The organism is Flavobacterium sp. CG_9.1 (assembly GCF_015751645.1).
In the GTDB taxonomy this organism is placed as follows: domain Bacteria; phylum Bacteroidota; class Bacteroidia; order Flavobacteriales; family Flavobacteriaceae; genus Flavobacterium; species Flavobacterium xanthum.
Genome location: NZ_JADOVC010000016.1, coordinates 14,782 through 29,474, shown reverse-complemented (window position 1 = coordinate 29,474; position 14,693 = coordinate 14,782). Strand labels below are relative to the sequence as shown.

The following is a 14,693-nucleotide window of genomic DNA, read 5'->3' as shown; positions in this document are numbered from 1 at the left end:
AGACGAAAGTCTTTGTTATTACTGACAAAAAAAGGATAAAATAATCAAATACGGGTTCATTCGTTACCCATTGACTTTATATTGGATATAAAAATAAGCTTTAAGTCATCTATTTCGTTTAAAAGGAATAAAAAAAAAAACGGAACAAGATTAATCCTGTTCCGTTTTCAACAAATATTATCTAAACTAGCTCATTTAAAAAGCTGTACTTTCCTTTATTCTAAAATAAAACTAACTGTAACATTAGCCGTAATATTTATTTCTCCCACTGCAAGTGTTTCTCTAGGAGCACTAGTATCACTCATTTCCATGGTTTTCATAGATGCATACATAGGTTGTGGGAAATAGGTTTGTGAATTATCAGAGATAGTCATGGCACGTCCTATTTTTTGTCCTAAAACAGAAACATAATCCTCTGCTTTCAATTTCGCTTCTTTCATTGCTAATTTTCTAGCCTCCGATTGATGTTGAGCTAATTTTGAAGATTGAAAGGTAACATTATCAATTCTGTTAATTCCTTCGTCTACTAAACCTTCCATCAATTCGTCATACTTTGATAAATCTTTCAATAAAATCTCTATAGTTTGAGTTGCATTATAACTGTGTTTCTTTTTCTCGTAATCATATTGTGGATTTAATGAAACGCGTTGTGTTTTATAATCTGCTGGTGCCAAGTTCATTTTTTTGATGAATTTTAAAACAGCCTCAATCTTTTCATCATTTTGCTTTTTAACATCTTTAGCATTATTCCCTTTCGTTTCTACAGTCACGGCTATAGAAGCCTGATCTGGAACAACCTTAACTTTTCCTTCTCCACTTACATTTATTTGTGGTACTTGTTTAATTTCTTGTCCGTAAGACATGGAGATAAATAACATTGACAAAATTAATAGTGCTTTTTTCATTTTTTGTTTGATTTAATTGTTTGTACTAATTCCTTTTCAAAAGTTATGCCACTATAGCTTTCCCATTTTCTCCATTACAAAAAGAATAAGTATCGGGATGGCCAATAATACTACCATCAATGTGTGATCTACAAATAATGCTGGCTCTTTTACTAGCGTAATCAAATAACCTCCCATAGCTCCTCCAAAATGAGCTGTGTGACCAATGTTATCATTTTTAGCCTTCATCCCATAAATAGAGTACAATAAATATAATATTCCAAAAATATAAGCGGGCATTGGAATAATAAAAAAGATTCCTAACATCATATCTGGTTGCAACAATATTGCCGAATATAAAACTCCAGTAACCGCTCCAGATGCACCTACAGCTCTATAACCATAATCGTTTTTATGAAAAACCATCGTTAGTAAACTTCCAAAAATTAAACTTCCAAAATAAACTAAAATAAATGAAAAGCTCCCTAAATAACTAATAACTACTGGAGCAAAAAACCAAAGCGTCAACATATTAAAAATCAAATGCGTCATGTCAGCATGAAGAAAACCAGAAGATAACATTCGGATTTGCTCTCCTGCACGAATACTGCCAACATGAAATTCGTACTTTCTAAAAAACGAAAGATCATTAAAACCTTTGTAACTAATCAAAACATTTACAATAATTATTGCTATTAAAATGGTACTCATAAAGTATGTTTATTGTGATTTGTAAAGATAGTCATTCTCTAATGCCCATTCAGTACTGAGCTAAAATTAAAATCAGTCTACATTTTTGACTTATATTTGTAAAAAAAAATATTGCATGCAATTACTCGCTTTTATTATTGCTTACCCCTTCCTTTGGATAATTTCTATTCTTCCATTTCGTGTTTTTTATGTACTGTCTGATGTAGTGTACTTTTTAGTTTACCATATCATAGGGTATCGAAAAAAAGTAGTTCGCTCCAATCTAGCTTTAGCATTACCGCATCTTAGTGATGACGAACGCCTTATTATCGAAAAGAAATCTTATCATCATTTATGCGACATGTTTATGGAAATGATAAAAACGATGACCATCTCCTCAGACGAAATGAACAAACGATTTACCATTACAAATCTGGAAGTTATTAAAGAATATGAGAATAAAGGAAAAAGTATTATGCTTATTGCTTCCCATTATGCGAGTTGGGAATGGTTGCTTGCCCTGAACCAAAAATTATCTTTGCGCGGTGTTGCTGTCTATAAAAAACTAGCAAATAAGTACTTCGATAAATTGGTCAGAGATATTCGATCAAAATACAACACCGAATTAGTTTCCACAAGTAAGACCATTCCGTTAATTGCTGAAAATCAAAAAAATAATATTCGATGCGTTTACGGATTAGCAAGTGATCAATCCCCCAAAGCGGATCGAATATTTCACTGGGAAAGTTTTATGGGAATTGAGGTTCCTGTTCATACAGGACCTGAAATGCTAGCAAAAAAATACGATATGACTGTAATTTTTGCTAAAGTGAAAAAAGTGAAAAGAGGGTATTATGAACTTACTATTATTCCTATTAGTGACAATCCAAATTCGATCCCTAATTTTGGAATTACAAATCAGTATATTAAAGAAGTAGAAAAACAAATTCTAGAAGCTCCTGAATATTACTTCTGGACGCATAAAAGATGGAAACACAGAAGATAGTAATCTGTTCGCAGTTTATAGTTATAGTGTTTAATCTCTTTTGGTCTAATTCCTCGAAGCTTTGTTTCGATTTTTTAGCCACAGATTCACAGATTAAAAAATATTATTGAAAATCTGTGAATCTGTGGCTGTTATTTCACTAATACCTCTGTGGCTCTGCCCTTATGTGATTTTTTTATTAAAAGGATACTTTTTATAAAGAAAACCAATTTTTTACCAATTCCTCTTCTAAAGGCTGTGCGTTTTTATGCAGAAACTCATTAGTTCCTGAATTATATTTATAATCCAATGCCCAAGTTTTATGATTTTCGGCCAATGCTTTTATCCCGTTACATACAAATTCAATTTCGGCATTTGTAGTTGTTGGATGAATAGACATTCTGATCCAACCTGGTTTTCTGATTAAATCTCCAAGTGTAATTTCGTCAATTAATTTATGGGATGTTTCCTGATCTACATGCAATAAAAAGTGTCCGTAGGTTCCTGCGCAACTACAACCGCCACGTGTTTGAATCCCAAATTTATCATTCAATAGTTTCACGCCCAAGTTAAAATGTAAATCTTCAATAAAGAAAGAAAGTACTCCTAACCGATCCTGATGCTGTCCAGCAAGGATTTTAATATTGGAAACATTTCCTAATGCTGCGAAAATATAATCTACAATTTCGTGCTCTCTTTTCAAGATATTATCAATTCCCATTTGCTCCTTCAACTGAACAGCCAATGCAGTTTTTATCACCTGAAGAAAACCGGGTGTGCCGCCATCTTCCCTATCTTCAATATTATCGATGTATTTATGCTCGCCCCAAGGATTCGTCCAACTTACGGTTCCGCCGCCTGGATTATCAGGAACTAAATTTTGATATAATTTTTTATTAAAAACCAAAACACCACAAGTTCCTGGTCCGCCAAGGAATTTATGAGGTGAAAAGAAAATAGCATCCAAATAACTTTCAGCGTCTTCAGGATGCATATCAATTTTCACGTAAGGCCCAGAACAAGCAAAATCCACAAAACAAAGTCCGTGATGTTGATGCATTATTTTGGCCACTTCGTGATAGGGAGTTCGGATTCCCGTAACATTCGAACAAGAAGTGATTGAAGCGATTTTAAAAGGCCGCTCTTTATATTTATCTAATAAGAATTCTAAATTTTCTATGCTGAATAAACCGTCCTCTGTTGAAGGAATAACCTCCACATCAGCAATAGTTTCGAGCCATGACGTTTGATTGGAATGGTGTTCCATGTGTGATATAAAAACAATCGGTTTTTTATCGGCTGGTATAGTGATGAAATTTTTTAAGCTTTCGGGTACTTTCAACCCTAATATACGTTGAAATTTATTGACAACGCCTGTCATTCCGGTTCCGTCAGTAATTAAAACATCGTCTGCACTGGCATTCACGTGGTGTTTGATGATATGACGCGCTTGGTGATACGCTTTGGTCATGGCAGTTCCAGAAACGGTGGTTTCAGTATGGGTATTGGCTACAAAAGGACCAAATTGATTCATTAATTTCTCTTCAATCGGACGATACAATCGACCGCTGGCAGTCCAATCTGTATAAACAATTTGTTTCTGTCCATAAGGAGATTCAAACTTTTGGTTTATTCCGATTATGTTGTCGCGATACTGTTGAAAATAGTGCTCTAATTGTGTTGGCGCTTCTTTGGTAATCATTTGCGTTTAATTTGAGTTCAAAGATATTGATTTTTAGTAAATAGTCTTTTTCAAATTGATTAAATACTGAATTTTAAACAAAAATAACAATCTACAGTAATTGCTTACGCTGAAATTCAACGTGGGTATTATTTTCATAGTAGCAGTCTAGTTGTGGGTATAAAAATAAAAATGCTTAAGAAAATCTCTTAAGCATTTTTATTCTGTAATAAGTGTTGATTCTAATGCACTTTTATTTTCCCCCATTTGCTCGAAGATCTGCAATACATTGACTATCGAGTTGCGGTGCTGAACCTGACGAAACCATATTTCCAATACCGCCCCCTAATTCCGAAGACCAATACATTAAACAGGTTTTTTCGATACAATGTTTGGGATGGGTCGCATCCTCATGATTGCTTTGCAAAGCCGTACCTAGATTTGTCAATCCTAGTATGTGTCCAAACTCATGCGTTATTACTGTTGTTTCTAATAAACTTCTGTTGGGCTCGAAAGGACTATTACTTAAACCTTGAATGGTTTGTTCGAAAATGACAAAAGAGCTATTTCGGTAAGCCGTTCCAAGAATCACGGATGTGTCCGTATCGTTATCTGATTTTCCATCTGCAAAAAATGCCCAAACTGCAATTTCATCCGCATTGTTGTATCTTGTTCTATTCGCATCCTCAATACTTACAATCTCCTCATTAGTATAGGGCGCATTCCCCGGTGATGGTATAGACCGCTTAACAACATTAATTCCGCCTGGCTTGTATGTTCTTGCGGTTAGAAAGGCAACAAAATTGCTAATTGCTTGGGGACTAGGTTCAAAACCGTTTACATACACCACTTCAACAACCATACTCTTAAACTTTTTATCCGACAATAAATCGTTTGCCGAGCTTCCTGTTTGCTGTTTATTTGTATTGGGATTTATTACAACGGCGTTATCTAAAGGATCCTCGTCTTTTGAACAAGATGCTACGGAAAGGAACAGACCAATTGCAAATAGCGAAATTAATTTTTTCATTATTGTTTTAATTTTTAAGATTATTTATAAGAACAGCTACGGAATATTAGGTAGCTGTTCTTCATAAACTACCTAGCTAAATCGAGCTATATTTGTTTCAAAACTAATGTTACTGCTGCATTAGTTGTACTTTGCAAGGTGATTGTTGTCGCCGTAAAACTCGTTACTTTCCACGTATTATTTAATAATGTAAATGTAGCGTTACCCGAAAAATTCAATTTTAGAAAAACACTTAATTCTGAACTCACAGCATACGTGCCGTTAACCGTCGTGCTTAATAGGTTTACTGCAGTAACTGATAAATTATTTGCAAAATCTATTGTAAAATCTTTATAATTACTTGCAGAATTTACACCAGCACTTACAAACGAATCGACTTTGAACTTTCCATTTACTAAAATTGTTTCCAATTTTTTTGAATTTTGAGTTGCTTCAGCCATTGTTGCTTCCGTTTTTAGCGACGCATTAATCGCTGCTTGTAATTCAGCATCACTAGAAATCGTCATTTTGGTTCCATCTGCAATTGTTGTTGAAATGGGGTAGTTAACGGAATACAGTTCTGAGCTACTTACATTAGACATATACGTATATAATTGCTGTTCGGATGTTATTACAATGCTTCCTGTTTGTTGAAGGCTTAGATTATAGGTTAAAATTGTAATTGGAAAGCTAATATTAACCGAAGAAATCGCACCTTGACCAGAAGCTTCTGCAGATGAACATGCGTTTACAATAGCATTATACTCCGTTTGATTGGTAACGTTTGCTTCTGTATAATTACTCAATTTTACTTTAAACGGAAATTGCAATACAACCGCATCTTGATCGGTATTTGACTGTCCAAAAATAGAAAGCACTTGCTGGTAATCTAATTGACTAAAAATAGAAACTTGAACACCATTTACTTTGGCAGAAAAGGGCAACAGAATAGAAGAGCAAGAGGCTCCATCTAAGAAATCATCAAAGGAACCATCGTACATCGACGTACGTTTTAGATAACTTGTTGTCGTTGAATTTGCTGAATTTGTATTGGGGTTTTCTCCTTGCACGTCATCTATTTCATTTTGACATGAAGTAAAACCTAATATCGCCATTAATGCAATTCCGGTAACTGTTTTTAACTTTTTCATAATTTTCAAATTTAAGGTATTTTTATATTTACAAGCGATCTTTTATAACGCCTTTCTGTAAGTAAGACAACTACCTTTACTTTTACCCTACAAAAAAAATTATAAAAATATATAAATTATAATACTATAACATAAAACACATCTATTCAGCGCTTTAAATTTTAAGTAGCAATTCATAAAAAAGCAATTTCAGTAATCCGAATTACTTTTTAAAAAATTAATTTACATTTACAACCTACGAAATAATGAAATTACATTACATGAGCGACGATGAAACCACACTTTGCGACGAAAATCACTTTAGAGACTTTTACTTAAAGCAGGTGCAATCCGCAAGTAATTTTGCTTACTACAAATGTGGTGATGGTGAGGCTGCATTAGATTTAGTACAAGATGCATTTACTAAAATTTGGGAAAATTGTTCCAAAATTGACTTTAACAAAGCCAAAACCTATTTGTTTACAAGTATTACTAATTTATTTCTTAATACGATAAAACATCAAAAAGTTGTACTTCAGTATGCTAAAGACGCCCCTAATTTAGATTCCAATAATCAAAGTCCCGAATATTTATTAGAAGAAGAAGAATTCAAACAAAAACTTACTAGAGCAATTGCATCTTTAAGCGAAACGCAACGGGAAGTTTTTTTATTGAATCGAATAGATGGTAAAAAATACAGAGAAATAGCTGATTTACTGGGTGTTTCGCAAAAAACTGTAGAAAAAAGAATGTCCGCTGCTCTACAAATTTTAAAAGCCCAAATAGAAAATATATAATTAATCATTTAGCTGTAGGGTAATTTTAAAGTTAGTTGTCTTATAAACACAGAGATATAACATGAAAAAGGAAAAAGAGATATTAAAATGGTTGAACAATGACCTTTCAAGTAAAGAAATGGAGGATTTAAAACAATCTGAAGATTTGCAGACACTTGAAAAGATTGCTCACTACGCGTCACAATTAGAAGCTCCAAAAGTAGATGCGAAAGCTGCATTGGAAACATTAAAATCTAGAAACCATTCTAAAAGTAAACCAAAAGTAAGAACTATAAACTTCAAAATATTTTACAGAGTTGCGGCAGTTTTAGTACTGGCAATAACTTCTGGTTATTTCTTCTTTTATAGTAACAACACCTCTTTTGAAACCCAAATAGCACAAAGAAAAATCTTTACACTTCCAGACAATTCTGAAGTCGTTTTAAATGCCTCATCAAAAATCAGTTTTAACGAAAAAAAGTGGGCTAACAAAAGAACTTTAACCTTAGAGGGTGAAGCTTTTTTTAAAGTGAAGAAAGGGCAAACATTCAGCGTAAAAACAACGGATGGAATCGTTACCGTATTAGGAACACAATTTAATGTAAAGGAACGTAAAAACTATTTTGAAGTGCATTGCTATGAAGGTTTAGTGAGCGTTACACACAATAATAAAACGACTAAATTACCTCCCGGAAAGACCTTACGCGTTATGAATGGAAAAGTCGAAAATGTTGAAGATTTTTATGCCATAAATCCTTCGTGGATTCAACAAGAATCGAGTTTTAATAAAATTCCATTAGATCAGGTTATTGCAGAATTAGAGCGGCAATATGATTTAAAAATTAAAGTAGATGGTATTGATACTTCAAAACTATTTACAGGAAGTTTTACTCATACTGATAAAGAAATAGCGCTGCAAGCAGTTACAATTCCGCTTAAATTAAGCTATAAAATTGAAGGCAAAACCATTATATTTTATAATTATGGTGCGCAGTAAATGGCTTGTTTTTTTGCTGCTCTGCATGAGCTGTATTTGTCATGGACAAGATACAAGTAAAAAAACTCCTTTGAGCGAGGTCATAATTGCTTTGGAAAAGCAATTCAACATCAAGTTTTCGTACGCTGTTGAAGATGTGGCCACCATTACAATTGACAAACCAAAAACTTCGTTGACCTTACTAGAAACTATTGATTATCTTAATTCTAAAACGCTTTTAAATTTTAAAGCCTTAAACGATCGTTATGTTACTGTTTCTGTGCTAAACAAAACTGTATCTGTTTGCGGAATAGTGTTAGCTGATGCAAATAAATCACCGTTAATTGGGGCTTCGGTATTTGTAAACAACATAAAAAGAGGCACTATCACTAATGAAAATGGAAAATTCAGCCTGAAGAATATTTCAATAACCGCCACTCTAACTATTTCGTATATAGGATTTGAATCCAGAAATTTTACTGCGCAAGAATTATTTTCTGTGCAAAATAACTGCCAAGAGATCGTTCTTACCACAAGAAACGAAGAGTTGAATCAGGTTTTAATACCCGTTTATTTAACGCCTGGATTGCAGAAATACTTGGATGGAAGCACGGTATTAAACACTAAAAAATTTGCTATCCTACCCGGATTGATAAATCCTGATATTTTGCAATCTATACAAGCGCTTCCAGGTGTAGAAAGCACGAATGAAAGTATTGCTAATATTAATGTTCGCGGAGGAACCAACGATCAAAATTTAGTCCTATGGGATAATATAAAAATGTATCATTCAGGTCATTTTTTTGGGCTAATATCCGCTTATAATCCCAATCTAACTAACAAAGTCATCGTCAGTAAGAACGGAACTAGTGCGCAATACAGTGATGGTGTTTCCAGCACCATCAACATGTATACAAAAGATTTAGTTACTAATACCTTTTCAGGTGGAGCAGGAATTAACTCCATCAGCACTGATGCTTTTCTCGAAATACCGATAACTAAAAAAGTAGAACTTCATGTTTCAGGACGTCGTTCCATCACTGATTTGTTTACCACTCCTACCTATACTAAATATTTTGATCGTAGTTTTCAGGATACTGAAATCAATGCGAATAGCGAACAGCGTAAAACAGCTTCAGATTTTTATTTCTATGATTATACCGCTAAAGTGCTTTTTGATTTAAGCGAAAAACATCAATTTAGAGCCAATATTATTGGTATCAACAACGCTTTGGATTATTCGGAGCGTTTCATAACAAATGCAAATAAAACCGAATCTAAAACCAGTAATTTATCTCAAAAAAATAGCGGTTACGGAGGCAATTGGAAAGCGCAATGGACTTCAAAATTGAGTACCAACTTCATTACTTATTTCTCTAAATACAACATTGACGCTTCAGATTACCGTTTGGAAACGGATCAGCACTTAACAGAAGCTAATGAAGTTCAAGAAACTGGTATTAAAGTAAATGCCAATTATAAAACGAACGATCATTTAAATTTCTTGTTAGGGTACCAATTTAATGAAACAGGAATGCTCAATCAAACCACGGTAAGCAATCCCATCTATTCCAGCACTAAAAAAGAGGTTTTATTGAATCATGCCTTATTTTCAGAAGTGGAATACAATAAAAAGAATACGTATTTGCGAATGGGTATGCGGTTGAATTATTTTCAAAAATTTGAAAAGTTTTTAGTCGAGCCAAGAATAAATATTCGACAACAAGTATCTGATCAAATTGCTTTAAAATTGGAGGGAGAGTTCAAGAATCAATCTACGACTCAAATAGTAGACTTTGAAGATGATTTTTTAGGTGTCGAAAAAAGACGCTGGATTTTAGTTAATAACAAAGACATTCCCATTGCAACAAGCAAACAAGGTTCTTTTGGTGTTGAATTTAATACCAAAAAACTCAATATAGAGGCCACTACTTTCTATAAAATTGTGGATGGAATTACAGCTTCTAACCAAGGATTTTATAATAGTTTTCAATATAAAAATGCACACGGAAGCTATACGGCAAAAGGCATCGAATTTTTAGCCAATACAACAGCGCGTCATTATAGCATTTGGGCTAGTTATACTTTTAGCACTAATAATTATGAATTTGATACTTTTACACCGATCACTTTCCCTAACAATGCAGACATAAGGCATTCAGCATCGTTTGGTTTTTACTATCTTCTTCTAAAAAATCTAAAAATAGCCGTTGGTGGCATTTGGAGAAATGGCACCCCTTATACTACTCCAAGTCAAGATAATGAAACCACTCAAAGCGGAAATAACACCATGGTAAATTATGGCTCGCCAAACAGTACAAACTTAGATGATTTTATGCGCTTAGATGCTTCGTTGAATTATAACTTCAATTTGTCATCTTTAGTAAAAGCTTCGTTTACGGCCGGTGTTATAAATGCTACAAATCAAAATAATGTGATCAATAGATATTACAAAGTCAATCCCAGTAATTCCAAAGATGCCATACAGGTGGACAATAAATCATTGGGCTTAACACCAAATATAAGCTTCAGAGTACATTTTTAAGGATTGTTTTCTCTTAAATACAAAACCCTTTCAAATCTAGTACTGAAAGGGTTTTGATACAAAAAAAGGTATTAAATTCCAGCAATTGCCTTTATTTCGTCAATGATTCTTTCTGCCAGTGCATCAGCTTTTTCTTGAGAAGAAGCTTCAGTATAAATGCGAATAATAGGTTCTGTATTTGATTTTCTAAGGTGTACCCAGTTTTCATCAAAGTCAATTTTCACACCGTCAATTGTTGAAATATCTTCGTTTTTGTATTTTTCTGTCATCGCAACAAGGATGGCATCAACATCGATTTGCGGTGTCAATTCGATTTTGTTTTTACTCATGTAATACTGCGGATAGGAGGCACGCAACTCAGAAACTTTCATTTTTTTGTTAGCCAAGTGTGTTAAAAACAATGCCACTCCTACCAAACTATCACGACCATAATGCAATTCAGGATAAATAATACCTCCGTTTCCTTCACCACCTATTACAGCATTATTTTTTTTCATCAATTCCACCACATTCACCTCGCCTACAGCGCTAGCTTCGTAGCTTCCCTTATGCAAATTCGTCACATCACGTAATGCGCGAGAGGAAGACATATTCGATACTGTATTTCCTGGCGTTTTACTCAATACATAATCGGCGCAAGCCACCAAAGTATATTCTTCACCAAACATTTCACCGTCTTCACAGATGAAAGCCAAGCGATCTACATCAGGATCTACCACTATGCCTAAGTCGGCCTTTTCTTTGACAACTAATTCGGAGATATCAGTTAAATGCTCTTTTAACGGTTCTGGATTGTGCGGAAAATGTCCGTTTGGTTCGCAGTATAATTCCACTACTTCAACACCCATTAATTCTAATAATCGTGGAATAATAATTCCACCAGACGAATTTACGCCATCAACTACTACCTTGAATTTTGCTGCCTTAACCGCCTCAATATCTACAAGAGGTAAATTCAATACTTCATCAATATGAATATCCATGTAAGCATCATTAATCATTATTTCCCCTAAATCATCTACATCAGAGAAATTAAAAGCTTCCGCTTCAGCAATAGCAAGGATTTTTTCACCTTCTGCACCATTTAAAAATTCTCCTTTTTCATTCAATAATTTCAACGCATTCCATTGTTTCGGGTTGTGCGAAGCCGTAAGGATAATTCCACCATCAGCTTTCTCTAAAGGAACCGCAACTTCAACCGTTGGTGTTGTTGACAATCCCAAATCAATCACATCAATTCCTAAACCAATTAAAGTGTTCACTACCAAATTGTGAATCATGGGCCCAGAAATACGAGCGTCACGACCTACAACAACGGTTAACTTTTCTTTTCCAATGTAATTTTTTAACCAAGTTCCATAAGCAGAGGCAAATTTTACTGCATCAACTGGAGTCAAATTATCACCTACTTTCCCTCCTATTGTCCCGCGAATTCCCGATATTGATTTTATTAAAGTCATTGATTATTATTTTAATTTTTGAATAGTAAATTTTAAATTGCCCACAAATATAATAATTGACGGATTACAAAAGTCAATTAGAATTCAAATTCATCATTTAAATTCTTAAATTAGGCGAATGAACTTTTTAGCACACATTTATCTTTCCGGCGACAATGAATTACTTAAAATTGGTAATTTCATGGCGGATGGAATTCGGGGAAAACATTTTGAAAGTTATCCTTTGGAGATTCAAAAAGGAATTATGCTGCACCGTGCCATTGATACGTTTACAGATGCGCATCCTGTTTTTAGACAAAGCACGAAACGGCTACATCAGCATTATCACCACTATGCTGGAGTGATTGTAGATATTTTTTACGATCATTTTTTGGCTAAAAACTGGAATAACTATTCCGATGAAAAACTGGAGGATTTCGTTGAACATTTTTATCAATCTTTACGGGATAACAACAACGTACTTTCGGAAAGAACCATCAAAATAATGCCTATTCTATTTAAGGAAAATTGGTTAGTTATTTACCAAACAATCAATGGAATTGACCACATTTTAACGCAAATGGATAGCCGAACGAAAAATCAATCAAACATGCGGTTTGCTACAACAGAATTACAAGAGTTTTACACGGATTTTGAAAACGAGTTTACGGCATTCTTTGAAGAATTGAGGACTTTTGTAGAACAAAAAATACTTGATGAATGAATGCATTTAAACATAGAAGTCATTTAAATTTTTTTTTTATAAAAAATCGTTGTTAAAATTGTTTTAAAGGCATTAGCTTATATCACTAGAATGGTCCACAAAAATTACAATTTTGACAACTTTACACCTAAAACCAAAACCATCTTAAAAATGAGAAAAATAATCCTCTTCCTTTCCTTAGCAGTTCTGAGCTGTAAATCGAATGAAAAAACGATAGAGCCCACTGGTTTAGTTACTTCAAAAGCTATGGTAGTTTCAGCTCGTGAAGAAGCTTCGAAAATTGGAGTTGAAATCATGAAAAAAGGTGGAAATGCTTTTGACGCGATGGTTGCCACAGAACTAGCTTTGGCAGTTTCTCATCCACAAGCTGGGAATATTGGCGGTGGTGGTTTTATGGTTTTCAGAAAAGCCAATGGGGAAACGGGAGCTATCGATTACCGAGAAAAAGCCCCATTAGCAGCGTCTAAAGATATGTTTCTAGACAAAAAAGGAAATGTAATAGAAGGAAAAAGTACGGCAACAGCACTCGCTTCTGGAATTCCGGGAACAATAGCTGGAATATTTGAAGTACACAAAAAATATGGCTCTTTACCAATGAGCGAAATTATGGAACCCGTCATTGCACTCGCTGAAAAAGGTGTTATTGTCACTAAATTTCAAGCAGAAAGTTTGGCTTACAATAGAGCCTCCTTTATAAAAAGAAATGGAACTAATAGTTTGTTTTCCAAAGTCTATAAAGAAAATGATACCATAAAATATCGTGCGCTGGCAGCCATCTTAAAACGAATTGCCAAAAACGGTCGCAATGAATTTTACAGAGGCGAAACTGCTCAAAAATTAGTTGCGTTCTTAGCAAAAAAAGGAGGAAACGCCACAATGGAAGATTTTTCTACGTATGCGGCCAAGTGGCGAAATCCAATTACTTTTCAGTATAAAAATTTAAAAATCACTTCGATGTCTCCGCCAAGTAGCGGTGGAATTTGTCTGAATCAAATCATGAAAATGATTGCCCCTTTCAATCTTTCACAAATGGGACACAACAGCTTAAAAACCATACAGGTACTAACAGAAGCAGAACGCAGAGCCTATGCCGACAGGAATTACTATTTGGGTGATCCTGATTTTGTAAAACTTCCAATAGAAGAATTAGTAAGTCCCTCTTATTTAGAAAAAAGAATGAAGGATTTTTCATTTGATCAAGCTTCAAAATCTTCGGATATTGCTCACGGAACAATCAAAGGATATGAAAGCAACCAAACTACTCATTATTCGATCGTTGATGCTGCTGGAAACGCTGTATCGGCCACAACAACTTTAAACGATAACTATGGTTCTAAAATATATTGTGATGATTTGGGTTTCTTTTTGAATAATAAAATGGATGATTTCAGTGCAAAACCAGGTGTCCCTAATTTATATGGTCTTACGGGAAGTGAAGCTAATAGCATCGCTCCCGGAAAAAGAATGTTGAGTTCTATGACGCCTACGATTGTCGAAAAAGACAATTCGCTATTCATGGTTGTGGGTACGCCGGGAGGTTCTACCATTATCACATCGGTTTTACAGGCTATATTGAATGTGTATGAATTTGGAATGAGTATGCAAGAAGCCTTAGATGCTCCAAGATTTCACCATCAGTGGATGCCAGATGAGATTACTTTTGAACCCAATTCTTTCGATAAAAAACTATTGATTGATTTGAAGAACAAGGGATACATCATCAATGAAAAAAATAAAGAAATTATTGGTGAAGTCGATGCTATTCTGGTCCTGCCAAATAGTAAATTAGAAGGTGGAGCTGATAAAAGAGGTGATAACAAAGCTGTTGGTTTTTAAATTTATATATTACTTAAA

Annotated in this window: 12 protein-coding genes; 6 read left to right on the top strand and 6 right to left on the bottom strand. The window is 34.3% G+C overall.

What is annotated here, in order from left to right; translation table 11 throughout:
* Positions 1 to 215: 215 nt before the first annotated feature.
* Positions 216 to 905, bottom strand: a complete 690-nt coding sequence (locus IWX83_RS09995) for an SIMPL domain-containing protein (protein WP_196829403.1) — start codon at positions 903 to 905, stop codon at positions 216 to 218.
* A 51-nt stretch (positions 906 to 956) separates the two neighbouring features.
* Positions 957 to 1,595, bottom strand: coding sequence for a rhomboid family intramembrane serine protease (locus tag IWX83_RS09990; RefSeq protein ID WP_073355316.1), 639 nt, complete (start codon positions 1,593 to 1,595; stop codon positions 957 to 959).
* Between the two features lie 115 nt (positions 1,596 to 1,710).
* On the opposite strand from IWX83_RS09990, the gene IWX83_RS09985 reads away from it, so the two are divergent.
* Positions 1,711 to 2,580: a lysophospholipid acyltransferase family protein gene (locus tag IWX83_RS09985; protein WP_073355315.1), complete on the top strand. Its 870-nt coding sequence runs from the start codon at positions 1,711 to 1,713 to the stop codon at positions 2,578 to 2,580.
* 193 nt (positions 2,581 to 2,773) lie between these two features.
* Here IWX83_RS09985 and IWX83_RS09980 read toward each other — a convergent pair whose 3' ends face one another.
* The 3 genes from IWX83_RS09980 to IWX83_RS09970 form a co-directional block, all read right to left on the bottom strand.
* Complete coding sequence (locus IWX83_RS09980) at positions 2,774 to 4,261, bottom strand: aminotransferase class V-fold PLP-dependent enzyme (protein ID WP_196829401.1); 1,488 nt, start codon at positions 4,259 to 4,261, stop codon at positions 2,774 to 2,776.
* Positions 4,262 to 4,493: 232 nt separating this feature from the next.
* Entirely contained in the window at positions 4,494 to 5,270 is a 777-nt protein-coding gene (locus IWX83_RS09975) for a membrane metalloprotease (RefSeq protein WP_196829399.1), read from the bottom strand.
* A gap of 86 nt (positions 5,271 to 5,356) precedes the next feature.
* Positions 5,357 to 6,400: a hypothetical protein gene (locus IWX83_RS09970; protein WP_196829397.1), complete on the bottom strand. Its 1,044-nt coding sequence runs from the start codon at positions 6,398 to 6,400 to the stop codon at positions 5,357 to 5,359.
* A 260-nt stretch (positions 6,401 to 6,660) separates the two neighbouring features.
* Here IWX83_RS09970 and IWX83_RS09965 point away from each other — a divergent pair, with 260 nt between their 5' ends.
* The 3 genes from IWX83_RS09965 (at position 6,661) to IWX83_RS09955 (ending at position 10,676) form a co-directional block, all read left to right on the top strand.
* The gene (locus IWX83_RS09965) at positions 6,661 to 7,176 is read left to right on the top strand and encodes an RNA polymerase sigma factor (protein ID WP_196829509.1); all 516 of its coding nucleotides are present in this window, start codon (positions 6,661 to 6,663) and stop codon (positions 7,174 to 7,176) included.
* A 61-nt stretch (positions 7,177 to 7,237) separates the two neighbouring features.
* Positions 7,238 to 8,152, top strand: coding sequence for a FecR family protein (locus tag IWX83_RS09960; protein ID WP_196829395.1), 915 nt, complete (start codon positions 7,238 to 7,240; stop codon positions 8,150 to 8,152).
* A 70-nt stretch (positions 8,153 to 8,222) separates the two neighbouring features.
* Positions 8,223 to 10,676 (top strand): carboxypeptidase-like regulatory domain-containing protein, encoded by a 2,454-nt coding sequence (locus IWX83_RS09955; RefSeq protein ID WP_370568407.1) that lies wholly within the window; start codon positions 8,223 to 8,225, stop codon positions 10,674 to 10,676.
* Between the two features lie 71 nt (positions 10,677 to 10,747).
* Here IWX83_RS09955 and glmM read toward each other — a convergent pair whose 3' ends face one another.
* A complete protein-coding gene (gene glmM, locus IWX83_RS09950; protein WP_196829391.1) occupies positions 10,748 to 12,136 on the bottom strand; it encodes a phosphoglucosamine mutase in 1,389 nt (462 codons plus the stop codon).
* Positions 12,137 to 12,254: 118 nt separating this feature from the next.
* Between glmM and IWX83_RS09945 the strand changes: the two genes are divergently transcribed.
* Both IWX83_RS09945 and ggt read left to right on the top strand, forming a co-directional pair.
* A complete protein-coding gene (locus IWX83_RS09945; RefSeq protein ID WP_196829389.1) occupies positions 12,255 to 12,839 on the top strand; it encodes an ACP phosphodiesterase in 585 nt (194 codons plus the stop codon).
* A 150-nt stretch (positions 12,840 to 12,989) separates the two neighbouring features.
* Entirely contained in the window at positions 12,990 to 14,675 is a 1,686-nt protein-coding gene (gene ggt, locus IWX83_RS09940) for a gamma-glutamyltransferase (protein WP_196829387.1), read from the top strand.
* Positions 14,676 to 14,693 lie beyond the last annotated feature (18 nt).

Coding starts and splice junctions, on each gene's coding strand:
- IWX83_RS09960 (WP_196829395.1), top strand. CDS start 7,238: ATGAAAAAGGAAAAAGAGATATTAAAATGGTTGAACAATGACCTTTCA.
- IWX83_RS09995 (WP_196829403.1), bottom strand. CDS start 905: ATGAAAAAAGCACTATTAATTTTGTCAATGTTATTTATCTCCATGTCT.
- IWX83_RS09965 (WP_196829509.1), top strand. CDS start 6,661: ATGAGCGACGATGAAACCACACTTTGCGACGAAAATCACTTTAGAGAC.
- IWX83_RS09975 (WP_196829399.1), bottom strand. CDS start 5,270: ATGAAAAAATTAATTTCGCTATTTGCAATTGGTCTGTTCCTTTCCGTA.
- IWX83_RS09985 (WP_073355315.1), top strand. CDS start 1,711: ATGCAATTACTCGCTTTTATTATTGCTTACCCCTTCCTTTGGATAATT.
- glmM (WP_196829391.1), bottom strand. CDS start 12,136: ATGACTTTAATAAAATCAATATCGGGAATTCGCGGGACAATAGGAGGG.
- IWX83_RS09990 (WP_073355316.1), bottom strand. CDS start 1,595: ATGAGTACCATTTTAATAGCAATAATTATTGTAAATGTTTTGATTAGT.
- ggt (WP_196829387.1), top strand. CDS start 12,990: ATGAGAAAAATAATCCTCTTCCTTTCCTTAGCAGTTCTGAGCTGTAAA.
- IWX83_RS09970 (WP_196829397.1), bottom strand. CDS start 6,400: ATGAAAAAGTTAAAAACAGTTACCGGAATTGCATTAATGGCGATATTA.
- IWX83_RS09980 (WP_196829401.1), bottom strand. CDS start 4,261: ATGATTACCAAAGAAGCGCCAACACAATTAGAGCACTATTTTCAACAG.
- IWX83_RS09945 (WP_196829389.1), top strand. CDS start 12,255: ATGAACTTTTTAGCACACATTTATCTTTCCGGCGACAATGAATTACTT.